Annotated in this window: 22 protein-coding genes and 1 pseudogene; 10 read left to right on the top strand and 13 right to left on the bottom strand. The window is 60.4% G+C overall.

What is annotated here, in order from left to right:
- Nucleotides 1-210 precede the first annotated feature (210 nt).
- From BT116_RS27660 to BT116_RS27650, 4 genes and pseudogenes are all read right to left on the bottom strand, one after another.
- Nucleotides 211-1,395 (bottom strand): pyridoxal phosphate-dependent aminotransferase, encoded by a 1,185-nt coding sequence (locus tag BT116_RS27660; protein ID WP_072348716.1) that lies wholly within the window; start codon nt 1,393-1,395, stop codon nt 211-213.
- Between the two features lie 41 nt (nt 1,396-1,436).
- Nucleotides 1,437-2,300: a methyl-accepting chemotaxis protein gene (locus tag BT116_RS31975; protein ID WP_371856193.1), complete on the bottom strand. Its 864-nt coding sequence runs from the start codon at nt 2,298-2,300 to the stop codon at nt 1,437-1,439.
- Nucleotides 2,292-3,062 (bottom strand): annotated as a pseudogene (locus tag BT116_RS31970) (MCP four helix bundle domain-containing protein); the annotation flags it as partial. The gene BT116_RS31975 and the pseudogene BT116_RS31970, both read right to left, overlap by 9 nt.
- 317 nt (nt 3,063-3,379) lie before the next feature.
- Nucleotides 3,380-4,516: a glycerate kinase gene (locus BT116_RS27650; RefSeq protein WP_072348712.1), complete on the bottom strand. Its 1,137-nt coding sequence runs from the start codon at nt 4,514-4,516 to the stop codon at nt 3,380-3,382.
- A gap of 258 nt (nt 4,517-4,774) precedes the next feature.
- On the opposite strand from BT116_RS27650, the gene BT116_RS27645 reads away from it, so the two are divergent.
- Complete coding sequence (locus BT116_RS27645; RefSeq protein ID WP_072348710.1) at nt 4,775-5,788, top strand: aldo/keto reductase; 1,014 nt, start codon at nt 4,775-4,777, stop codon at nt 5,786-5,788.
- Between the two features lie 174 nt (nt 5,789-5,962).
- Nucleotides 5,963-6,847, top strand: coding sequence for an EamA family transporter RarD (rarD, locus tag BT116_RS27640; RefSeq protein ID WP_063320628.1), 885 nt, complete (start codon nt 5,963-5,965; stop codon nt 6,845-6,847).
- A gap of 176 nt (nt 6,848-7,023) precedes the next feature.
- Here the strand turns inward: rarD and hppD are convergent, their stop codons facing one another.
- Nucleotides 7,024-8,100, bottom strand: a complete 1,077-nt coding sequence (gene hppD / locus BT116_RS27635) for a 4-hydroxyphenylpyruvate dioxygenase (RefSeq protein ID WP_058544522.1) — start codon at nt 8,098-8,100, stop codon at nt 7,024-7,026.
- A 250-nt stretch (nt 8,101-8,350) separates the two neighbouring features.
- Nucleotides 8,351-9,295, bottom strand: a complete 945-nt coding sequence (locus tag BT116_RS27630; RefSeq protein ID WP_072348708.1) for a DMT family transporter — start codon at nt 9,293-9,295, stop codon at nt 8,351-8,353.
- Between the two features lie 240 nt (nt 9,296-9,535).
- Between BT116_RS27630 and BT116_RS27625 the strand changes: the two genes are divergently transcribed.
- The 3 genes from BT116_RS27625 (at nt 9,536) to BT116_RS27615 (ending at nt 12,627) form a co-directional block, all read left to right on the top strand.
- Complete coding sequence (locus BT116_RS27625; protein WP_072348706.1) at nt 9,536-10,399, top strand: LysR family transcriptional regulator; 864 nt, start codon at nt 9,536-9,538, stop codon at nt 10,397-10,399.
- A gap of 106 nt (nt 10,400-10,505) precedes the next feature.
- The gene (locus BT116_RS27620) at nt 10,506-12,050 is read left to right on the top strand and encodes an EAL domain-containing protein (protein WP_072348704.1); all 1,545 of its coding nucleotides are present in this window, start codon (nt 10,506-10,508) and stop codon (nt 12,048-12,050) included.
- A 211-nt stretch (nt 12,051-12,261) separates the two neighbouring features.
- Complete coding sequence (locus BT116_RS27615) at nt 12,262-12,627, top strand: histone-like nucleoid-structuring protein, MvaT/MvaU family (protein WP_003202992.1); 366 nt, start codon at nt 12,262-12,264, stop codon at nt 12,625-12,627.
- Nucleotides 12,628-12,737: 110 nt separating this feature from the next.
- Here the strand turns inward: BT116_RS27615 and BT116_RS27610 are convergent, their stop codons facing one another.
- Nucleotides 12,738-13,265, bottom strand: coding sequence for a DUF4946 domain-containing protein (locus BT116_RS27610; protein ID WP_063320624.1), 528 nt, complete (start codon nt 13,263-13,265; stop codon nt 12,738-12,740).
- Between the two features lie 194 nt (nt 13,266-13,459).
- On the opposite strand from BT116_RS27610, the gene gloA reads away from it, so the two are divergent.
- Nucleotides 13,460-13,981, top strand: a complete 522-nt coding sequence (gloA, locus tag BT116_RS27605; RefSeq protein ID WP_063320623.1) for a lactoylglutathione lyase — start codon at nt 13,460-13,462, stop codon at nt 13,979-13,981.
- 87 nt (nt 13,982-14,068) lie between these two features.
- On the opposite strand, the gene ahpF is transcribed toward gloA, so the two are convergent.
- From ahpF to galU, 4 genes are all read right to left on the bottom strand, one after another.
- Nucleotides 14,069-15,631, bottom strand: a complete 1,563-nt coding sequence (gene ahpF, locus BT116_RS27600; RefSeq protein ID WP_072348702.1) for an alkyl hydroperoxide reductase subunit F — start codon at nt 15,629-15,631, stop codon at nt 14,069-14,071.
- Between the two features lie 124 nt (nt 15,632-15,755).
- Nucleotides 15,756-16,319, bottom strand: coding sequence for an alkyl hydroperoxide reductase subunit C (gene ahpC / locus BT116_RS27595; RefSeq protein ID WP_063320621.1), 564 nt, complete (start codon nt 16,317-16,319; stop codon nt 15,756-15,758).
- A 172-nt stretch (nt 16,320-16,491) separates the two neighbouring features.
- The gene (gorA, locus tag BT116_RS27590) at nt 16,492-17,850 is read right to left on the bottom strand and encodes a glutathione-disulfide reductase (protein WP_072348701.1); all 1,359 of its coding nucleotides are present in this window, start codon (nt 17,848-17,850) and stop codon (nt 16,492-16,494) included.
- 381 nt (nt 17,851-18,231) lie between these two features.
- Nucleotides 18,232-19,071 (bottom strand): UTP--glucose-1-phosphate uridylyltransferase GalU, encoded by an 840-nt coding sequence (gene galU, locus BT116_RS27585; RefSeq protein ID WP_003182953.1) that lies wholly within the window; start codon nt 19,069-19,071, stop codon nt 18,232-18,234.
- Between the two features lie 234 nt (nt 19,072-19,305).
- Here galU and BT116_RS27580 point away from each other — a divergent pair, with 234 nt between their 5' ends.
- Both BT116_RS27580 and BT116_RS27575 read left to right on the top strand, forming a co-directional pair.
- Nucleotides 19,306-19,521, top strand: a complete 216-nt coding sequence (locus tag BT116_RS27580) for a hypothetical protein (protein WP_063320619.1) — start codon at nt 19,306-19,308, stop codon at nt 19,519-19,521.
- Between the two features lie 126 nt (nt 19,522-19,647).
- Nucleotides 19,648-19,929, top strand: a complete 282-nt coding sequence (locus tag BT116_RS27575) for a hypothetical protein (protein ID WP_063320618.1) — start codon at nt 19,648-19,650, stop codon at nt 19,927-19,929.
- Here the strand turns inward: BT116_RS27575 and BT116_RS27570 are convergent, their stop codons facing one another.
- Complete coding sequence (locus BT116_RS27570; RefSeq protein WP_072348699.1) at nt 19,930-20,160, bottom strand: hypothetical protein; 231 nt, start codon at nt 20,158-20,160, stop codon at nt 19,930-19,932.
- 108 nt (nt 20,161-20,268) lie between these two features.
- The gene (locus BT116_RS27565; RefSeq protein ID WP_003203007.1) at nt 20,269-20,619 is read right to left on the bottom strand and encodes a hypothetical protein; all 351 of its coding nucleotides are present in this window, start codon (nt 20,617-20,619) and stop codon (nt 20,269-20,271) included.
- A 203-nt stretch (nt 20,620-20,822) separates the two neighbouring features.
- Here BT116_RS27565 and BT116_RS27560 point away from each other — a divergent pair, with 203 nt between their 5' ends.
- Together BT116_RS27560 and BT116_RS31145 are read left to right on the top strand one after the other, a co-directional pair.
- Complete coding sequence (locus BT116_RS27560; RefSeq protein WP_003182962.1) at nt 20,823-21,125, top strand: DUF1883 domain-containing protein; 303 nt, start codon at nt 20,823-20,825, stop codon at nt 21,123-21,125.
- Between the two features lie 30 nt (nt 21,126-21,155).
- Entirely contained in the window at nt 21,156-21,326 is a 171-nt protein-coding gene (locus BT116_RS31145) for a hypothetical protein (RefSeq protein WP_092156497.1), read from the top strand.
- Nucleotides 21,327-21,474: the final 148 nt, after the last annotated feature.

Here is a 21,474-nt window from a genome sequence, read left to right as displayed (position 1 = left end):
CAGAAAGTGCTGTGGCGCCTGGTTGGGCCTCATCGCGAGCAAGCTCGCGCCCACAGTGGTTATTGTGTTGTGCCGAAAACCCGTGTGGGAGCGAGCTTGCTCGCGATGGCGACGCCACAGGCGCAGAAAATCTCAAGCTGCCAAGGATATACGCCCCCGCTCATCCACGAGCAAAACCCTTACACAATTTCACACAGCCACTACAAAACGTTACCGCTGGGCCCGCAGCAGATCCGCCGCACACGAGGCGATCCGCTGGCACGCATCCGCCAGCTTCACCTGATCGACCACCAGCCCGAGGCGGATATGTCCTGCCGCACTGGGCCCGAACGCCTCGCCGGCCAGCACCGACACGCCATAGTCGTCCAACAACCGTTCGGCAAATGCCTGGGCGTCGAGACCGGTCCGGCGCACATCGACCATCACGAACATGCCGCCATCGGGCCGCACCGGCTTGAGGCCTGGGCAGTCGTCGAGCATGGCGCACACCAGGTCCCGGCGCTGGCGATACTCGTCGTGCATCTGCGCCACTTCCGGCAACGCCTGCTCCAGGGCGACCTGGGCTGCGCGTTGCACGAAATCTGGCAGGCCAAACAACATACACAAGGACAAGTTTGCCAAATGGTCGGCGAGGGATTCAGGGCCGATGACCCAGCCAATGCGCCAGCCGGTCATGGCGTGGGATTTGGACAGGCTGTTGATCGTCGCGGTGCGCTCGGCCATGCCCGGCAGGCTGGCGGGGCTGATGTGCTCGCCGTCATAGAGCAAGTCGCTGTAGACCTCGTCACTGATCAGCCACAGGTCATGTTCGATGCACAACCGGGCCAATGCCTGCCAGGTGGGCATCGGCAGGCTGGCGCCGGATGGGTTGTTCGGGCTGTTGAGCAGCATCGCCCGGGTACGTGGGGTCACAAGACGGGCAACGTCCGCAGGTTCGACCCGAAAACCGTTCTCCGGGCGGACCGCCACCGGCACCACGGTCGCCCCGCAGGCACCGAACACTGCTTCATAGGTGACATACATCGGCTCGGCGACGATGACTTCGTCGCCAGGGTTGAGCAGGCATTGCGCAACCGCATACACCGCGCACTGCGCCCCTGGCAGTACGACGACCTGTTCGGCCCCCGCAGGCTGGCCGCAGCGCAGGTGATGACGCCTGGCAATACTGGTGCGCAAGGTGTGCAAGCCGCGGATGTCCGAATAATGGGTCTCACCGGCCCGCAGGCTGCCCACGGCAGCATCGACAATGGCGCGCGGGGTGTCGAAGTCCGGATCGCCCACTGACAGCAACAACACATCCATGCCCTGTTCGCGCATGGCCAGCGCCCGGTCGTGAATCTGCCAGGCGGCGGCACCATCGCCGGTGATGCGTTGGGTCAAGACTGAAAAGCGCATGTATCTCTCCTGATTGCGCGATATCCAGCCTCAACCCTATCTCAAATCACAAACCGCGCCACCATTGCATTCAACCCCACCGCCAGGCGCGACAGTTCGTGGCTCGCGTCGCTGGTCTGTTTGGCGCCGCTGGCCGACTGGGTGGCCAGGTCGCGAATGTTCACCAGGTTGCGATCCACTTCACGGGAAACCTGGGCCTGTTCCTCCGATGCACTGGCGATGACCAGGTTGCGTTCGTTGATCTGGTGGATCGACTGAGTGATCTGCTCCAGGGCCACGCCGGCGGCGCGGGCCATTTCCAGAGTGCTTTGGGTACGCTGGTTGCTTTGTTGCATCGACTGCACGGCCTGGCCGGTGCCGTTCTGGATGCCGGCGACCATTTTTTCGATTTCCTGGGTCGATTGCGCAGTGCGATGGGCCAGGGCCCGGACTTCGTCGGCCACCACCGCAAAACCGCGTCCGGCCTCCCCGGCACGAGCGGCTTCGATGGCGGCGTTGAGGGCCAGCAGGTTGGTCTGTTCGGCGATGGCGCGGATCACGTCCAGCACCTTGCCGATGTCGCGGCCCTGGACCGCTAGGCCTTCGATCATCGAGGCGGTGGCCTGCACGTCGTGGGTCATGGTCTGGATCGCGTCGACGGTTTCGACCACACGTGTGCGGCCTTCCTGGGCGGCCTGGGTCGACTGGTTCGACGCCTCGGAGGTGGACACCGCGTTACGGGCAACCTCTTCGACCGCGGCGGTCATTTCGTTGACCGCCGTGGCCGCCTGTTCGATTTCGTTGTGCTGCTGTTGCAGGCCGCGGGAGGATTCCTGGGTCACGGCGCTCAGCTCTTGCGCCGCAGCGCCCAGTTGAGTGGCCGAACCGGCAATCTGCTCGATGGTCTGGCGCAGGCTGACTTGCATGGCGGCCAAGGCCTGGAGCAACCGGCCGGGCTCATCCTTGCCATCGTCCGCAATGACCTGGACCAGGTTGCCGCTGGCAATGGTCCGCGCAGCCTCCAATGCCCGGTTGAGCGGCGCGACGATGCTGCGGGTCAGCAGCAAGGCCAGCACCACGGTGGCCAGGGCGGCGGTGATCGAGACAACAATGATGCCGGTGATCGCGCTATCGTAGTGCTCACCGGCCGTGGCCGATGCTTCGCTGGCACCGGCCACGCTGATCGCGATGAGCTTGTTGAGCTGCTCGCCCATCAGGTCGGTACCTTCCTTGATCCGCGTATTGATGTGGGTGCGCAGCTCATCGGCCTTGTTCTGCCGCGACAGGTCGAGCATTTCCTTCTGGGCTTGCAGGTATTTTTCCAGGGTCGCGGAAAAGACCTTGTACAGTTCTGCCTCCTGCGGCGTGCTCGGCAGCGCGGCGTAACTGCTATTGGCCTTGTTCAGTTTTTCCACCAGCACGCCGATGCGGCTCTCGGCCTCGGTCAGGCTGGCCGGATCCCGGTTGACCAAAATGCGGAACGAGAGGATGCGCATGCGCAGCACGTTCTCCAGCACATTGGCCAGATAACCGACGCTGGGCACCTGGGTCTGTTCCATCTCCAGCGAGGCCTGGCGAATGACGGACATGCGGTTGGCGGCGAATACGCCGAGGATAACGACGAGCAACGCGATGACGGCGAAGCCGAGAAAGGCTCGGGGGGCGATATTCAGGCTGCGTAGGGACATGGAAAGACCTCGAAATGTTGGGTCGAGCATCCATGCTGGCAAGCGCACTGATTGGAGTTATGGGGGTATTCGCTTAATCCGTTATCGGCTGGGCTTTAGGGTTTGTGCAGGGTTATGTAAAAAAATATTTCCCAATGCTTTTTGTGGCGAGGGGATTTATCCCCGCTGGGCTGCGGAGCAGTCCTGAATCCGACAGCTTGGTGTATCAGATTGAACGCATCGCTGCTTTTGGGGCTGCTCGCAGCCCAGCGGGGATAAATCCCCTCGCCACAGATTAGTCCTATCCCCCAGTTCAAACAGTCCGCATCGGATAGGGTTTACCGCGCCGCCACCCGCCAAAGCCGTGCAATGTCCCGGGCACGCTCGCTCAGCAGGCGCGGGGCGTCGGTGCAGGCTTGCTGCAAGGTCATCGGTCCGCTGGCCAGGGCGAAGGCGGCGTCGATGCCGTGTTCATACAACGCCTGGTAACCCTCCCCCAGCGTGCCGGCAATGACCACCACCGGTACACCGTGCTGGCGGGCGATGCGGGCCACGCCGAAGGGGGTCTTGCCGCGCAGGGTCTGGGCGTCGAAACGGCCTTCGCCGGTCAACACCAGATCGGCGCCGTTGACCGCCTCGGCCAGCCCGGTCAACTGGGCGACAACGTCCACGCCGGTACGAAACTGCGCCCCCAGGAACGCCTTGGCCGCGAACCCCAGGCCTCCGGCGGCACCGCTGCCCGGCTCGTCGCGCACATCCTTGTTCAACGCCCGCGCGCAGTGTTCGGCGAAATGCCCCAGGGCCCGGTCCAGTGCCTGCACTTGAGAAGCCGAAGCGCCCTTCTGCGGACCGAAAACCACGGACGCACCATGGGGGCCGCACAGCGGGTTATCGACATCGGCAGCGATCTCGAAGCTGACCCGGGCCAGGCGTGGGTCGAGTTCACTCAGGTCGATGTGCGACAAGTTCACCAAGGCCAGGCCACCGGGAGGAAGGGGTTGGCCCTGGTCATCCAGCAACACCACGCCCAGGGCCTGCATCGCACCGGCCCCGGCGTCGTTGGTGGCACTGCCGCCGATCGCCAGGATGACCCGGCCAGCGCCCTCATCGAGGGCAGCGCGAATCAGCTCGCCGGTGCCGTAGGTGCTGCTGGAGCAGGCGTCGCGTTGCCCCGGCGGCACCAGTTGCAAGCCACTGGCTTCGGCCATTTCGATGATCGCGGTGCGGCTCTCGGCCAACCAGCCCCAGCGCGCCTCGACAGCGACACCCAACGGACCGCGGACCCGGGTGTGGCGCCACTCACCATGACAGGCCGCCAACACCGACTCCACCGTCCCCTCCCCGCCGTCCGCCATCGGGCATTTGATCAACTGCGCATCCGGCCAAACCTCGGCCAGCCCCTGGGCGATGGCATCGGCGACGCCCTGGGCACTGAGGCTGTCCTTGAACGAGTCGGGGGCGATGACTATTTTCATATTATTCTCCGGTTCCAATGCACAGCATGCTGCCAGTTGACCGCCGCCATGATGCCGGTCCGCTGCACAAAAGGCAGCGGGCATTATTGTTCAAATTCACAAATACCGGTTTCCCAGGAAGATTCAGGTTGAAGCTGCCGGCCTCATCGCGAGCAGGCTCCCACAGTTGATTTGGAGGGTGTTTGAGAATTCTGTTTGATCCGCGCGGTGATTCTGGGGTTTGATTGGGCCTTTCCCCATGGATGAAAGGATCTTGTCATGAGCTACCGCACGCTAGGCCATTCCGGGTTGCAAGTCTCGACGCTGACCCTGGGCACGATGATGTTCGGCGAACAGACCAGCACCGAGGATTCGCTGCGGATCATCGACAAGGCCTGGGACCAGGGCATCAATTTCATCGACACCGCGGACGTCTACACCAACGGTCGCTCCGAGGAAATCGTCGGCGAGGCGATCGCCCGTCATCGCCAGGAATGGGTGCTGGCCACCAAGGTCGGCTTCGGCCCGCCGGACGGCATGCCCAACCGCAGCGGCCTGAGCCGCAAGCACCTGTTCAATGGCATCGAGGCCAGCCTGACGCGCCTGGGCACCGATTACCTGGACATCTATTACCTGCACCGCGAAGACCACAACACGCCGCTGCACGTCACCGTGTCGGCCATCGGCGACTTGATTCGCCAAGGCAAGATTCGCTACTGGGGCCTGTCGAACTACCGTGGCTGGCGCATCGCCGAAGTGATCAGGATCGCCGACAGCCTGGGCATCGACCGGCCGGTGATCAGCCAACCGCTGTACAACATCGTCAACCGCCAGGCCGAAACCGAACAGATCACTGCGGCGCAGCACTACGGCCTCGGCGTGGTGCCGTTCAGCCCCCTGGCCCGAGGCGTGCTCAGCGGCAAGTACGCGCCGGACGTGGCGCCGGACGCCAACAGCCGTGCCGGCCGCCAGGACAAGCGCATCCTGGAAACCGAGTGGCGGGTCGAGTCCCTGCGCATTGCCCAGCAGATCCTGCAATATACCCAAGGCCGCGGCGTGGGCATCGTCGAGTTCGCCATCGCCTGGGTGCTGAACAACAACGCCGTGACCTCGGCCATCGTCGGGCCGCGCACCGAGGAGCAGTGGGATTCGTACACCAAGGCGCAATCGGTGAAGATCAGCGCGGAAGATGAAGCGTTCATCGATTCGCTGGTGACGCCGGGGCATGCGTCGACGCCGGGGTTCAACGATGTGAGCCATTTCGTGCCGGGGCGAGTACCGCGTGCGTCATAAGATCGTTGAAGTGCTCCCTCTGTGGCGAGGGGATTTATCCCCGCTGGGCTGCGAAGCAGCCCCCTGGGCCTGGCACCACGAAATCTCAGGTTTCACGAACGGGGGCTTCGCCCCCAGCGGGGATAAATCCCCTCGCCACAAAGGGTGCTAGTTGCTCCCCTCAAGAGAATAAAAGTGTCCAAAGGCATCGCTCTATCGGTCTCGGCCTCCGCGCTGTTCGCCGTCATGTACTATTACACCTCGTTGCTCTCACCGCTGACCGGCGTGGAGATCTTCGGCTGGCGCATGCTGCTGACGATGCCGTGCATGACCGCGTTCATGCTGGTGACGCGGGAATGGAAACTGGTCACGGCGCTGATCCAACGCCTGATCGCCACGCCACGGCTGTTGATCGCAGCAATAGCCTCGTCGGCACTGATGGGCGCGCAACTGTGGCTGTTCATGTGGGCGCCGCTCAATGGCTACAGCCTGGACGTGTCACTGGGGTACTTCCTGTTGCCGCTGTCGATGGTCCTGACCGGGCGCATCGTCTATGGCGAACGCCTTTCCTACCTGCAGAAAGTCGCCGTGTTCTTCGCCACCCTGGGCGTGTTCAACGAGTTGTACCAAGTGGGTGGTTTTTCCTGGGCAACCTTGCTGGTGGTGATTGGCTACCCGATCTATTTCATCCTGCGCAAACGCATCAAGACCGACAACCTGGGTGGACTCTGGCTGGACATGACCCTGATGCTCCCCGTTGCACTGTGGTTCGTGCAAAGCGGTGAACAGGGCCTCGACGTTTTCGATCAATACCCATGGCTGTCGCTGCTGATCCCGGTGCTCGGGGTGATCAGCGCCAGCGCGCTGGTGTCTTACATCGTCGCCAGTCGATTGCTGCCGTTCAGCCTGTTCGGGCTGTTGAGTTATGTTGAGCCGGTGTTGCTGCTGGGCGTTGCGCTGCTGTTGGGTGAAAGTATCAAGGCCGGTGAATGGCTGACCTACATCCCTATCTGGATGGCGGTGGCGGTGCTGGTGTTCGAAGGGTTCAAGCACTTGGTGCGGCAGCAGCGCAGGACTTAAGGTCACCGCCTGCCCTGTGGGAGCGAGCTTGCTCGCGATGGCGGTGGATCAGTTGGCGCAGATGTAGGCTGTGCCGCCGCTATCGCGAGCAAGCTCGCTCCCACAGTCTGGATTTGTATCGGCATGAAAAAACCCGCCTGGCATCACTGCCAGGCGGGCTTTTTTGCACTCAGGTGTTACTCGGTCGCCAGCACTCCACGACGCACCTGGTCGCGCTCGATGGATTCGAACAGCGCCTTGAAGTTGCCTTCGCCGAAACCATCATCGCCCTTGCGCTGGATGAATTCGAAGAACACCGGCCCCATCAGGGTTTCCGAGAAGATCTGCAACAACAGGCGCTTGTCGCCCTGCTCGGAAGCACCGTCCAGCAGAATGCCCCGCGATTGCAGTTCATCCACCGGTTCGCCATGGTTCGGCAGGCGGCCTTCGAGCATTTCGTAGTAAGTGTCCGGCGGCGCGGTCATGAAGCGCATGCCGATGCTTTTCAGGTGATCCCAGGTCTTGATCAGGTCATCGGTGAGGAAAGCCACGTGCTGGATACCTTCGCCATTGAACTGCATCAGGAACTCTTCGATCTGTCCGGCGCCCTTGGACGATTCTTCGTTCAACGGGATCCGGATCATGCCATCCGGGGCGGTCATGGCCTTGGAGGTCAGGCCGGTGTATTCGCCCTTGATGTCGAAGTAACGGATCTCGCGGAAGTTGAACAGCTTCTCGTAGAAGCCGGCCCAGTAGGCCATGCGCCCGCGATACACGTTGTGGGTCAGGTGGTCGATGATTTTCAGGCCCGCGCCCACCGGGTTGCGGTCAACGCCCTCGATGAACACAAAGTCGATGTCATAGATCGAGCTGCCTTCGCCAAAACGGTCGATCAGGTACAGCGGCGCACCACCGATGCCTTTGATCGCCGGCAGGTTCAGTTCCATCGGGCCGGTCTCGATGTGGATCGGCTGGGCGCCGAGTTCCAGGGCACGTTTGTAGGCCTTTTGCGAATCCTTGACCCGGAACGCCATGCCGCACACCGACGGACCATGCTCGGCGGCAAAGTACGACGCCACGCTGTGGGGTTCGTTGTTAAGGATCAGGTTGATCGCGCCCTGGCGATACAGGTGCACGTCCTTGGAACGGTGGGTGGCCACTTTGGTGAAGCCCATGATCTCGAAGATCGGCTCCAGGGTGTTGGGCGTTGGGGATGCGAACTCGATGAATTCAAAGCCCATCAGGCCCATGGGGTTTTCGTATAGATCGGCCATGTCGGCGCCTCATCATTGTTATCAATTAACCAAAAACGTTAGTTGCTAGCCATGCTGAGGGCACGCGGTGGCGCGCAGGAAATGCCGCGAACGCTGCGGGCGAGGAAATCGCCGTAGATCAGTTGAAACCCAAGTATCTTCATGGTCGACCCAAGGCTCTTGCGGGCGAGGCTTCTGCTGCCAGAAGACGTTATTCTTATATGCGTAACTCGATTCTACACAGCGTAAACTGGTTTGTCCGCCTTCTGTATCAAATCGCTTTTTCCTTCGACCGCGCAAGGGGTTTGTTGCACAGGAAAATGCCCACCAGAATCACGCCCCCGCCGACACACATCAAGGCCGTGAGCCGTTCGTCCAACAGCAGCGCCCCCAACAGCACCGCCGTCAACGGATTGAGCGCGATGAACACCCCGGAACGGGTCGCACCGATCCGGCGAATGCCGTCATACCAGGCGATATAGGCCAGGGCCGAGCCCAGCACGCCGAGGTACAACAGGCTTAGCCATTGCTCCAAATCCAGCGTGCGCAGGGCTTCGACACGAATCTCGCCCGCCGCCGCGCAGGCCAGCCACAGCATCAGCGTGCCCAGCAGGATCGACCAGGTCACGGTCTGCAAGGGGCCGAGGCTGTCATTCAAGCGCCTGGAAAACAGCGAATAGATGCCCCAGCCCAGCACGCAGCCAAAAATCAGCAGGTCGCCGATCCAACCCTGTGCGGCGCCTTGCAACAAGGACGGATCACGACTGACGATTACCAGCCCCGCCCCACCGATGCAGAGCACGATGCCGGTCACTTTCAAGCGGCTCAACCGCTCCTTGAACAACCACCAGGACGCCAGCCCGATCACCGCCGGGTTCAAGGCCACGATCAGCGAAGCCCGCGACGCGTTGATGTACTGCAAGCCATAGAAGAAGCACAGGTTGTAGAAAAAAATGCCGAAGAACCCCAGTGCGGCCAATTGCAGCCCCTGCTTCATACTGGGCCTGGCCAGCGGGATCCCGGCCAGGGCGAGAAATGCCAGCAGCGCGATACTCGCCAACAGGAAACGCAGGCTGGCGGCAAACATCGGCGCCAAGGCATCGGAAAGGATCCGGCCGGCGACGAAGGTCCCGCCCCAGATCATGGTCACCATGGCGAGCTTCAGGTAGACCGGCAGGTCTGATGGGGTTGGGAGGGTTTGTTCGAGGGTTTTCATGGTGCACCGAAACCTGTAAGTGAAGTCACTCACAAAACCTGTGGCGAGGGGATTTATCCCCGCTGGGCTGCGCAGCGGCCCCAAACCTGACGACTCGGTGTGTCTGGAGTTCGAGGGGGTCGCTTCGCGCCCCAACGGGGATAAATCCCCTCGCCACAAAGTTCTGTATTGCTTTCTGATTCGAATCAGATGCCTCATCATCACGCTCATGCCTGATCATCGTAAAATGAGTAATCACTCATGACCCTCACCCAACTCGAAATCTTCTCCCTGGTCGCCGAGCTGCGGGGGTTCACGGCGGCGGCAACGCGTCTGGGCATCGGCCAGTCAGCGGTGTCCCACGCCATCAAGTCCCTGGAACAAGAATTGGGCGTGGAGTTGCTCAGGCGTCATCAATCCCAGGTGGAACTCAGCGACATTGGTCAGCAATTGCTGCTGCGGGCCCGGGCCATGCTCGGGCTGGCCAACACCTTGCGCCAGGAAGCCGCCGATGCCCGAGGCATGCGCCGAGGCACCTTGCGCATCGGCTCGTTCGGGCCAACGTCATCGATGAAACTGTTGCCCGGTATCCTGCGGCGCTATCGAGACTTGCACCCGGGCATCGAAGTACACATCGATGAAGGGCCCGACAGGCAGGTCCTCCAATGGCTGGACGAACGGCGGATCGACGTCGGCTTCGTGGTGCTGCCCGAGGAGCGTTTCGATACGTTCATGCTGATGGAAGATCAGATGGTCGCCCTGCTGCCCATTAACCATCCCCTCACCGCCCAGGCCAGCCTGAGCCTCAAGGACCTGTGCAACGACCCCTTCGTGCACACCGAGGCCGGATCGTCGGAACTGGTTTCGCGCCTGTTCAATGCCGCCCGGCTGACCCCGAATGTGCGTTTTCGTTGTTCGCAACTGCTCAGCACCCTGGATGTCGTCAGGCGCGGTGAGGCGGTGAGCGTGGTGTCCGAGGGGTCGTTGCCGGACGATGAAAATCCCGGTTACGTTGCCCGGCCCTTGTCCCCACGAGTACCGCGCCAGATCGGCCTGGCGGTATTGGACAGCCGCCAGGCCTCGCCCGCCACCCTGGCGTTCATCGAGCTGGCCCGACAGTCATGAGGCCGCTCCCACACTCACGCTGCGCTCAGCAAGCTCTCGGCAAGCCATCTATCATGGACGGCATCCAACGATTCCCCCTCATCCCTTTTCTTCTCAGGTTGTGCCGATGCCCTTGACCGCCACACGCTCGCACACCCGGCCCCGTCGCGCGCTCGTCACCCTGCTTTGCGGCCTGGTACCGATGCTGTCAGGGCTGGCCATTTTGTACATGCAGGCCGAACGGACGCTGACGCAACACACCCGGCAGACTGCCGAGGAACTGGTCAGGCAGATCGAACTGATGCTCGACAACACGGCCCTGGCTGCCCATGAACTATTACCCCTGGCCGGCCAGCCCTGCGAAGCGGTGAAGCTGGCATTACGCGAACAAGTGACGCGCCGGCCCTTTGTCCGTTCGACCAACCTTATCTGGGACAACAACCTGTATTGCAGCTCGCTGTTCGGTGCCTTCGAGGAGCGCGTCAACCCCAGCGACTACCATCAAGGCAGCTTGTGGCTCATGGACGGCAACCCGGTGACGCCGAACACCGCGCTGCTGATTTACCGGCTCAACGAGGGCCATCAAGGCGCCTTGGCCACGCTTGACGGGTACCACCTGACGAACGTCTTGCGCTTGATCGGGCGCCAGACCCGGCTACGGCTGCAAGTCGGGCCGAACTGGCTGGCGGCGGACGGCAAGGTCCGGCCAGCGCCCATGCCGGGGCTGCCGGTCGCCCAGCATGAGCTGGGGTCATCGCGCTACGCCTTCAATGTAGAAGCCGGCTTCGACGAAGGTGAAACCTGGCGCTACATGGCCAGGGAATATCCGCCGCTGTTCAGCTTGCTGATCTTCTTCGGCATCGTGGCCGGGGCCCTCGGACACTGGCTGCAAAAACGCGCCTCCTCGCCCAGTCGTGAACTGCAACGGGCCCTGGAAGCCGGCGAGTTCGTGCCCTATCTGCAACCGGTCGTACACAGCGACAGCAAACGCTGGGCCGGCGTCGAAGTGCTGATGCGCTGGAACCACCCCAAGGAAGGCCTGGTTCGCCCGGACCTGTTCATTCCCTTCGCCGAACACAGCGGCCTGATCGTACCGATGACCCGGGCGCTGATGCAGCAGACCATGCGCCTGCTGGAACCGCTGGCGCCTCAACTGCAAGCGCCGTTTCATGTTGGCATCAACATCACCGCCCGCCACTGCCAGGATCTGGCGCTGGTGGACGATTGTCGAGAATTTCTCGCCGCCTTCGCGCCGGGTACGATTGCCCTGGTGCTGGAGTTGACCGAGCGCGAGTTGATCGAACCTACGCCCGTTACCCGGCAACTGTTCGACCAACTGCGGGAGTTGGGCGTCAAGATCGCCCTCGACGATTTCGGCACGGGTCATTCCAGCCTGGCGTACTTGCGCCAGTTCAATGTGGACTTCTTGAAAATCGACCAGAGTTTTGTCGCGATGATCGGTGCCGATACTCTGTCACGGCACCTGCTCGACAGCATCATCGAACTGTCGGGCAAGCTGGGCCTGGACATGGTGGCCGAGGGCGTCGAAACCGTCGAGCAAAGCGACTACCTGAGCGCCCATGGGGTGAACTTTCTACAGGGTTATCTATTTGGTCGACCGATTAGCGGACAGGCGTTCATTGAGACCTTGACCGGCCTTAATGGCAGTTAACCGCCGCCGATCTATTGACGACGATGCCCAACTGATAAAAGCTTTTGCTGTTGTTACATAACGAAAAAGTTACGATTTACACTTTACGGATTAACTACTACAATTTTTCTACCTGTGCCAGATAGCAGGAGAGTCATTAACACCAAGGCGCTCGGCTTATAGCTTTGTTTGCGGTTGGTATCAGCCAAATATTTTGATTGGAGTAACGATTTTGTCCAGACTCGCTGAATTTCGTGCAGCCGAAAAGGCCCTTCAAGAACAGCTCAAGCAGTTGGAATCGCTGAAGAACGATGCCGGGCTCAAGAAGGAAATCGAATTCGAGGAAAAGCTCCAGGGACTGATGAAAACCTACGGCAAGAGCCTGCGCGACATCGTCGCGATCCTCGACCCGAACCCGTCCAAGGCAAGCCTGCAATCGACCAAACCCATCAAGACCCGCCGTGCGCGAGTGGTAAAGGTTTACCAGAACCCGCACACCGGCGAGTTGATCGAGACCAAGGGCGGCAATCACCGCGGCCTGAAAGCCTGGAAAGAACAGTACGGTGCAGCTACCGTCGACTCTTGGTTGCGTGGTTGACACGGGCGCGGTTGCCAGTGTCCATGATGCAAAAAAGCCCTGAATACACTCAGGGCTTTTTTATGGGCTAAACTTTTGGATTAAATCCCGAGCGTACTACGCTGACGGCGTTATAGTTTCAAACTGTTTCGCACCGACTGTATTTCATCCTGGCTTTCAACAAAAACCTGCGCCTGCCCTGCATAGGACAGCACATAAGCCTTGCCCTCATTTAGTGCCGCGACGAGTGCCTGAGACAATACATGTCGTCCGTTTTGCGTGATCGTACAAGTGGTTTCCAATGCAGTTACGCCGCCCAACATGGAAGCATGGATTTTATTGCACACACTTTGGTAACCGCCCTGGAAAAAATCCTTCTGGATCGATTTGCGCATTTCCAGCAACACGCCTTGCAAGTTGACCTGGTGATCGGGCTCGATGGTAGTCGTGGTCAATTCCATGACCATCACGGCATTGCCTGCCGAATCGCTCTTGGTTGCACGTTGCCGCAAGGGGCCCGGTGCCGCGGCGTCGGCGGGCAGAGGCTCGACAACCCAGCCTTGGGGCCAGGCGATCTGCGGTTCGTCCGCCTGGACGCCACCGACACTCGCAATGCAGGCAAACAGCAAGACAAACAGCGAAAGGAACGGTCGAATCATTGCGTTGGCACTCAAGGGCGAATCGTAAAGTCTGAAGCCCGAGACAGAAGCAGGCAATAGCCACACACGGTTTGGCGACACCGCGTCCCTTGCGTATCATGCTCGCACCTGCAAGGAAGCCGTCTGACGCAAGCCCAGGAACCGTCGCAACCAAGCGTACGACGCCGTTTGCCCCACTTATATCCGGAGGGCCCATGAGCCTGCACGAACTCAACACTTTCCCTGGCGTCACTGCCCAACCCGACGCCGCCACGGCCAAGTTCGTCTTCAACCACACCATGCTGCGCGTCAAGGACATCACCAAGTCCCTGGATTTCTACACCCGCGTGCTGGGTTTCTCGCTGGTGGAAAAACGCGACTTCCCGGAAGCCGAATTCAGCCTGTATTTCCTGGCGCTGGTGGACAAGAACCAGATCCCGGCGGACGCAGCGGCGCGGACCGAATGGATGAAGTCGATCCCTGGCATCCTGGAACTGACCCACAACCATGGCACCGAAAGCGACCCGGCTTTCGCCTACCATAACGGCAACACCGACCCACGCGGCTTCGGCCACATCTGCATCTCGGTACCGGACGTCGCCGCCGCCTGCGAGCGCTTCGAAGCATTGGGCTGCGATTTCCAGAAACGCCTGAACGACGGCCGCATGAAAAGCCTGGCCTTCATCAAGGACCCGGATGGCTACTGGGTGGAAATCATCCAGCCTGCACCGCTGTAAACCTCACCACCGCTCCCACAGAATAAGGGCCGATAAAAAACCCCATGAGCCAGGCCCATGGGGTTTTGTCTTGCCGCTTTCGGCTGCTTATGCCGGCGCTGAGGTGCGGATCAGGTGATCGAAGGCACCCAGCGAAGCCTTGGCGCCCTCGCCTACGGCAATCACGATCTGCTTGTACGGCACGGTGGTCACGTCACCGGCGGCGAACACGCCAGGGATCGAGGTTTCACCCCGGGCATCGACGATAATCTCACCCCGCGGCGACAGCTCGACGGTGCCCTTGAGCCAATCGGTGTTGGGCAACAAGCCGATCTGCACGAAGATCCCCTCCAACTCCACATCCCGCACGTCACCGCTCGGACGGTCCTTGTAGCGCAAGCCATTGACCTTCTGACCATCTCCAGTCACTTCGGTGGTCTGGGCGTTGGTAATCACCGTCACGTTCGGCAGGCTGTGCAGCTTGCGCTGCAACACCGCGTCGGCACGCAATTGCACATCGAACTCCAGCAAGGTGACGTGGGCGACGATACCGGCCAGGTCGATGGCCGCCTCGACACCGGAGTTACCACCGCCGATCACCGCCACGCGCTTGCCTTTGAACAGCGGGCCGTCGCAGTGCGGGCAGTACGCAACGCCCTTGTTGCGATACTGCTGCTCGCCCGGCACGTTCATTTCACGCCAGCGGGCACCAGTCGCCAGGATCACGGTCTTGGCCTTGAGGCTCGCACCGCTGGCGAACTTGATTTCATGCAACCCACCGTCCTTGCCTGACACCAAGGCGTCGGCACGTTGCAGGTTCATGATGTCCACGTCGTACTGCTTAACGTGTTCTTCCAGGGCGACAGCCAGTTTCGGCCCTTCGGTTTCCTGGACCGAGATGAAGTTCTCGATGGCCATGGTGTCGAGCACCTGCCCGCCGAAACGCTCGGCCGCCACACCGGTGCGGATGCCTTTACGGGCCGCATAGATCGCCGCCGAAGCACCGGCCGGGCCACCGCCCACCACCAGCACATCGAACGCATCCTTGGCGCTGATCTTCTCGGCCTGGCGCTCGATACCGCTGGTGTCGATCTTGGCAAGAATCTCTTCCAGGCCCATGCGGCCCTGGCCAAAGTTCACGCCGTTCAGGTAGATGCTCGGCACGGCCATGATCTGCCGTTCATCGACTTCGGCCTGGAACAGCGCGCCGTCGATGGCAACGTGACGGATATTGGGGTTCAGCACCGCCATCAGGTTCAGTGCCTGGACCACGTCCGGGCAGTTCTGGCACGACAGCGAGAAATAGGTTTCGAAGTTGAACTCGCCCTTGAGGGAGCGGATCTGTTCGATCACTTCGACACTGGCCTTCGATGGGTGACCGCCGACTTGCAGCAAGGCCAGCACCAGCGAAGTGAATTCGTGGCCCATGGGGATGCCGGCAAAACGCAGGCTGATATCGGCACCCGGGCGATTCAACGAAAACGAAGGCTTGCGCGCATCGGTGCCGTTGTCGAGCAAAGTAATCTGATCGCAAAGACTGGCGACGTCTTTGAGTAACGCAAGCATTTCCTGGGATTTCGCACCGTCATCGAGGGAAGCGACGATCTCGATCGGCTGGGTGACCCGTTCCAGGTATGACTTCAACTGAGCTTTAAGATTGGCGTCCAACATACGGGCGATTTCCATTTTTTGAATTTCAGAAAAAACAACGCCCGAGCGAATCTCGCCCGGGCGTTTTTTGTGGGCGGTGCAGCTTGCTTAGGTGGGGATGACCGCCCTCAAGGGACTCACGGCCTTAGATCTTGCCGACCAGGTCCAGGGACGGCGCCAGGGTGGCCTCGCCTTCTTTCCACTTGGCTGGGCAGACTTCGCCCGGGTGAGCGGCAACGTACTGGGCGGCCTTGACCTTGCGCAGCAGCTCGGAAGCGTCACGACCGACACCACCGTCGTTGATCTCGACGATCTTGATCTGGCCTTCTGGGTTGATCACGAAAGTACCGCGGTCAGCCAGGCCGACTTCTTCGATCAGCACGTCGAAGTTGCGGGAGATGACGTGGGTCGGGTCGCCGATCATGGTGTACTGGATCTTGCCGATGGCTGGCGAAGTGTTGTGCCAGGCAGCGTGGGCGAAGTGAGTGTCGGTGGAAACGCTGTAGATCTCGACGCCCAGCTTCTTGAATTCGGCGTAGTTGTCGGCCAGATCTTCCAGCTCGGTTGGGCAAACGAAGGTGAAGTCAGCCGGGTAGAAGAACACGACAGACCACTTGCCTTTCAGGTTGGCGTCCGATACTTCGACGAATTCGCCATTCTTGAAGGCGGTAGCGTTGAACGGTTTAACTTGGCTGTTGATGATAGGCATCGATGTTTCTCCGTCAGGGTTGAAAGTTGATGGAGAGGATCTTAACCACTCATCCCCAGGCTGGCTCATTGGCAAACCTGATGTGAATGATTGGTTTTGGCTATCAGCAGCTAAATAGATAGAAGAAAACTTAATATGGCGAGCCGGCGCCCGCCATATGTTCGTCCGGTGATCAGGAGGCGACGGGCGTACGCATCGTCACGAACTCTTCGGCAGCCGTCGGATGCACGCCGATGGTTTCGTCGAAGTCACGCTTGGTGGCGCCAGCCTTGAGCGCAATGGCCAGGCCCTGGACGATTTCCCCGGCATCCGGCCCGACCATGTGGCAACCCAGCACCTTGTCAGTCCGGGCATCCACCACCAGTTTCATCAGCGTGCGCTCCTGGCATTCGGTCAAGCTCAGTTTCATCGGCCGGAAGCGGCTTTCGAAAATCTGCACCTCATGGCCTTCTTCCCGGGCCTGCTCTTCCGTCAGGCCAACCGTGCCGATATTCGGCAGGCTGAACACGGCGGTGGGGATCATCCGGTAATCCACCAGGCGATACTGCTCGGGCTTGAACAGACGCCGCGCCACCGCCATGCCTTCGGCCAGGGCAACGGGGGTGAGCTGGACACGACCGATCACGTCGCCAATGGCCAGGATCGACGGTTCAGCGGTCTCGTATTTTTCGTTGACCTGGATAAAGCCCTTCTCATCCAGCGTGACACCGGTGGTTTCCAGGCCCAGGTTGTCGAGCATCGGCCGCCGACCGGTGGCGTAGAACACGCAATCGGTGAGCAACGTCTTGCCATCCTTGAGCTCGACCCTGAGGCTGCCATCGTCCAGTTTTTCGATGGACTTGATGTCAGCGTTGAATTGCAGGTCCAGGCCACGGCGGGTCAGCTCGTCTGCCAGGTGCTTGCGCACCGCACCGTCAAAGCCGCGCAGGAACAGCTCACCGCGATAGAGCAAGGACGTCTGCGCCCCCATGCCGTGGAAGATCCCGGCGAACTCCACCGCAATGTAGCCACCGCCCACCACGATGACGCGCTTGGGCAGGTCTTTGAGAAAGAACGCCTCGTTCGAGCTGATGGCATGCTCGCGCCCCGGAATGTCCGGGATCACCGGCCAACCGCCCGTGGCGATCAGGATGTGCCTGGCGGTGTAGCGCTGGCCGTTGATCTCGATCTCATGGGGCCCGGTGATCCTGGCGTGGCCTTCGTGCAGTACGACGCCGCTGTTGACCAGCAGGTTGCGATAAATCCCGTTGAGGCGATTGATTTCCCGGTCCTTGTTGGCGATCAGCGTGGCCCAGTCGAAACTCGCCTCGCCCGCCGTCCAGCCGTAGGCCGACGCCTGCTCGAAGTCCTCGGCGTAGTGCGCGCCGTAGACCAGCAGTTTTTTCGGCACACAGCCCACGTTCACGCAGGTCCCGCCCAGGTAGCGGCTTTCCGCCACAGCCACCTTGGCACCGAAACCGGCGGCAAACCGTGCAGCCCGCACACCGCCGGAACCGGCGCCAATCACATACAAGTCAAAATCGTAGGCCATTTCTATCTCCTTCGGCAGGTCATCAGCATACCTGCTGTTTTCGCCTGAGGCAGCGTTGCGGTTGGTTATGGGGGCGGAAAGTGAAAAAGCCAGCCGGACTTCGCGACCACCTTCTTGTGGCTGAGCGACGAACCAAGGCCTGCCTCACCCACTTGTGGCGAGGGGATTTATCCCCGTTGGGCTGCGCAGCAGTCCTAAAGCCTGCAACGGCGGTGTATCAGGCTGATCGCATCCGGATGTTGGGGCTGCTGCGCAGCCCAGCGGGGATAAATCCCCTCGCCACAGGGTTCTGTGTGCCTATCGGGCTTGAACTGCCCGGTGGTTTTCCAAAAAAAACGCCCCGAACCAGTCGGGGCGTTTTTCAAGGCGCGGCGCAGGCTATCAGTAAGCCTTACCGGTCTTGTAGAAGTTCTCGAAGCAGAAGTTGGTCGCGTCGATGTAGCCTTCGGCGCCACCGCAGTCGAAACGCTTGCCTTTGAACTTGTAGGCCATGACACAGCCGTTCTGGGCCTGTTTCATCAGGGCGTCGGTGATCTGGATTTCGCCGCCCTTGCCTGGTTCGGTCTGTTCGATCAGGTCGAAGATGTCCGGGGTCAGGATGTAGCGACCGATGATCGCCAGGTTCGACGGTGCGTCTTCAGGTTTTGGTTTTTCAACCATGCTGTGAACGCGGTAGATGTCGTCACGGATCATTTCGCCGGCAATCACGCCGTACTTGTTGGTTTCCTGCGGATCGACTTCCTGGATCGCCACGATGGAGCAGCGGAACTGCTTGTACAGCTTGACCATCTGCGTCAGTACGCCGTCGCCTTCGAGGTTGACGCACAGGTCGTCCGCCAGGACCACGGCGAACGGTTCGTCACCGATCAGTGGGCGGCCGGTCAGGATCGCGTGACCCAGGCCTTTCATTTCAGTCTGGCGGGTGTAGGAGAACGAGCACTCATCCAGCAGTTTGCGGATACCGACCAGGTATTTTTCCTTGTCGGTGCCCTTGATCTGATTTTCCAGCTCGTAGCTGATGTCGAAATGGTCTTCCAGGGCGCGTTTGCCGCGGCCGGTGACGATGGAGATTTCCGTCAGGCCCGCATCGAGGGCTTCTTCGACGCCGTACTGGATCAGTGGCTTGTTCACCACCGGCAGCATTTCTTTGGGCATGGCTTTAGTCGCTGGCAGGAAGCGAGTACCGTAACCGGCTGCTGGGAACAAGCATTTCTTGATCATATAAGTCCTTGAAAAGGCGGTGTGTACGAGTTTCGGCGCAGTCTAATCAGGCGAAGGGCACCTTACAATGCCCGCACTGGCCAACCGGTGCCATCATAGAGAAATAAAAAACGGCGGATAGTTCAATCGCCTTTCGTTTCGATGGCTGCAGCGGACCCACTGTACGCCAGTAGGCGCTGTTTGCGAGCATTTGACGTATCATGGCGCCCTTGATCACGCCAATGAGGCAGCTAGATGTCGGTAACAAGAAACGCAAACGGCTATTCGGTCAGCCAGGGCAAGGACGGCCAGTGGTGGATTATCAACTACCACGGCGAGCAGGTCGCCGGTCCCTTGCCCAGCAAGGCCATGGCGGTGGAAGTGGCCGCGGTATTCCAGGATGAGCGCGCTGCCCCGGCGGCGAAAGAACGCGACACCGCTCCCGCACGCAGCCCGCGCCGCAAGAAATAACCAGACGAGCCTCTAGTAGATGCCACCCGGGCATTGAACGAGGCTGGTTCAGCAGTACTTTAGCTGTACCGCAATGGCCATTCGCTATAATCTCGCCGTTGCCCTTCCCTTCTCGACGACGATCCCATGAAGACACTTCTGGCACTGTTTACAGTCCTGGCCCTGGCGGGCTGTGCCTCAGCCGAAAAAACCTATCTCGATAACGGCGAGCAAGGCTTGGCCATCGACTGCTCCGGCGAGGCCAACTCCTGGGCGACGTGCTACGAAAAGGCTGACGCGTCCTGTGCCGGCACCGGCTACCGCATTGTCGGCACCGACGGCACCCCCCAGGCCAAGGAAAGCGAGAAGACCCTGGGCGTCGACGTCGGTAACTTCACCAGCCGCAGTGTCGTGGTGGTCTGCAAGTAATCAAATGTGGATCTCGGCAAACTTGATGCCCAGCCCGCGCAAGGTTTCGATCAGTTCATCAAGACGGCTGAAGGACTCCACTTCGTCCTGGTCATCCACCAGGAAAAAACTGCGCCCGGCGCTTTTCTTGAAGAACACGATCCATTCGCCCGGGCTCGCCGGGTTCTGGATCACGTGGGTGGCACAGATAAGACCTTCTGCATGGCGCTCGCGCACCTGCTCGCGTTTCATCGACTGGCTCCATAAATGACAATGCCGCCAACGTGAACCGTGGCGGCATTTTTGTCGAGGGCAGTAGTTTATCCGATGCCCGGTCCGCTCGTCAGGCGCGGAATGTGATCAGCCGGAAATGCAGGCGTTGGCCGCATCCTGCACGTCGCCCGGACGCACCGGTACATTGGACATGCTTTCGTGCAGCTTGATGCTGCTGCCGCTGGAGCGCTCGTCAATGTCGAACACCGCGGCCGGCAGGGTCGACAGTTTGCCCGGGACGATCAGTCGAACACCATTCTTGTGTGGCTCCACTTGCAGCGGACCGCGGCTTTTGGCCAGTTTGTCGGAAACACACTTGGCATATTCGTGAGGTTTCTTTCCGGAGATGACGCTCATGGTGGGGGGCGTCTGGTTGATGTCCGATACCGATGCACATCCACTCATGGCCAATGCCAACACCCACACGCTGCGCTTCATATGATTCCTCCGATAAAGATCCTCCGACAGTGCAGACCCCGTTTTTCTCCGGCGCCGCACCGCTTTATTTTTTCCGCAACCTGCAATAAATGAACAAAGCCTGGAGCGCGGGCCGGATATTAACACTCGGGGCTGATAAACTGCGCATCATTGCCCCTTGCTATCGTTTTGATTTTGTAGAAAAAGCCCTTCTGGAGGCGCCCATGAAATTCATCCACCAGCGCGAGCACCTGAACGAAGACGACATTGTCGTCATCGAATGCTCCCAAATGTGCAACATCCGTTTGATGAACGACGCCAACTTCCGTAGCTTCAAGAACGGCGGTCGGCACACGTATCACGGCGGCGCGTTCGACACCTTTCCGGCCCGGATCACTGCCCCTAGCACCGGCTTTTGGAACATCACCATCGACACCGTCAACCGCCGTGCAATCAGCGTCACGCGCAAGCCGACCCTGACCCACAAGATCAAAATCATCCGGCGTTCCAGCTCGAAGCTGAGCTGAGCCTCGCCCACTTTCAAGACAGGCAAAACCGTGGCCCAGACGACCAAATACGTCATCAAGTACAAGCTCAACAACGAACGCCGCTTCGAATTCGCGCAACTGGAAACCGGCACCGAGGAAGAAGCCCGAGCCGCGTTGCAAAAGCTGCATGGCGAAACCGAAGATGTGATCAGCGACGTCAGTGTCAGTAAAGCGCTATAACCGCCTCGTTGGCGTTGAAGAAGCGGAACGCGGAGCGTCCCTGGCGGCGTTCCCACGCGGAGCGTGGGGAACGATCTTCCACCGCCGCCGCGACCCGATCGTTCCCACGCTCTGCGTGGTAATGCAGCCCGTGACGCTCTGCGTCACC

It is taken from the genome of Pseudomonas sp. NFACC16-2 (genome assembly GCF_900119205.1).
Classification (GTDB): domain Bacteria; phylum Pseudomonadota; class Gammaproteobacteria; order Pseudomonadales; family Pseudomonadaceae; genus Aquipseudomonas; species Aquipseudomonas fluorescens_Q.
The sequence above is the reverse complement of the archived record's forward strand: the minus strand, read 5'-3'. Positions and strand labels throughout refer to the sequence as shown.

Bases quoted from the DNA above. Each gene is read 5' to 3' on its own strand.
- BT116_RS27660 (WP_072348716.1), bottom strand. From the start codon at position 1,395: ATGCGCTTTTCAGTCTTGACCCAACGCATCACCGGCGATGGTGCCGCC.
- BT116_RS31975 (WP_371856193.1), bottom strand. From the start codon at position 2,300: ATGCAAGTCAGCCTGCGCCAGACCATCGAGCAGATTGCCGGTTCGGCC.
- BT116_RS27650 (WP_072348712.1), bottom strand. From the start codon at position 4,516: ATGAAAATAGTCATCGCCCCCGACTCGTTCAAGGACAGCCTCAGTGCC.
- BT116_RS27645 (WP_072348710.1), top strand. From the start codon at position 4,775: ATGAGCTACCGCACGCTAGGCCATTCCGGGTTGCAAGTCTCGACGCTG.
- hppD (WP_058544522.1), bottom strand. From the start codon at position 8,100: ATGGCCGATCTATACGAAAACCCCATGGGCCTGATGGGCTTTGAATTC.
- BT116_RS27630 (WP_072348708.1), bottom strand. From the start codon at position 9,295: ATGAAAACCCTCGAACAAACCCTCCCAACCCCATCAGACCTGCCGGTC.
- BT116_RS27625 (WP_072348706.1), top strand. From the start codon at position 9,536: ATGACCCTCACCCAACTCGAAATCTTCTCCCTGGTCGCCGAGCTGCGG.
- BT116_RS27620 (WP_072348704.1), top strand. From the start codon at position 10,506: ATGCCCTTGACCGCCACACGCTCGCACACCCGGCCCCGTCGCGCGCTC.
- BT116_RS27610 (WP_063320624.1), bottom strand. From the start codon at position 13,265: ATGATTCGACCGTTCCTTTCGCTGTTTGTCTTGCTGTTTGCCTGCATT.
- gloA (WP_063320623.1), top strand. From the start codon at position 13,460: ATGAGCCTGCACGAACTCAACACTTTCCCTGGCGTCACTGCCCAACCC.
- ahpF (WP_072348702.1), bottom strand. From the start codon at position 15,631: ATGTTGGACGCCAATCTTAAAGCTCAGTTGAAGTCATACCTGGAACGG.
- ahpC (WP_063320621.1), bottom strand. From the start codon at position 16,319: ATGCCTATCATCAACAGCCAAGTTAAACCGTTCAACGCTACCGCCTTC.
- gorA (WP_072348701.1), bottom strand. From the start codon at position 17,850: ATGGCCTACGATTTTGACTTGTATGTGATTGGCGCCGGTTCCGGCGGT.
- galU (WP_003182953.1), bottom strand. From the start codon at position 19,071: ATGATCAAGAAATGCTTGTTCCCAGCAGCCGGTTACGGTACTCGCTTC.
- BT116_RS27580 (WP_063320619.1), top strand. From the start codon at position 19,306: ATGTCGGTAACAAGAAACGCAAACGGCTATTCGGTCAGCCAGGGCAAG.
- BT116_RS27575 (WP_063320618.1), top strand. From the start codon at position 19,648: ATGAAGACACTTCTGGCACTGTTTACAGTCCTGGCCCTGGCGGGCTGT.
- BT116_RS27570 (WP_072348699.1), bottom strand. From the start codon at position 20,160: ATGAAACGCGAGCAGGTGCGCGAGCGCCATGCAGAAGGTCTTATCTGT.
- BT116_RS27565 (WP_003203007.1), bottom strand. From the start codon at position 20,619: ATGAAGCGCAGCGTGTGGGTGTTGGCATTGGCCATGAGTGGATGTGCA.
- BT116_RS27560 (WP_003182962.1), top strand. From the start codon at position 20,823: ATGAAATTCATCCACCAGCGCGAGCACCTGAACGAAGACGACATTGTC.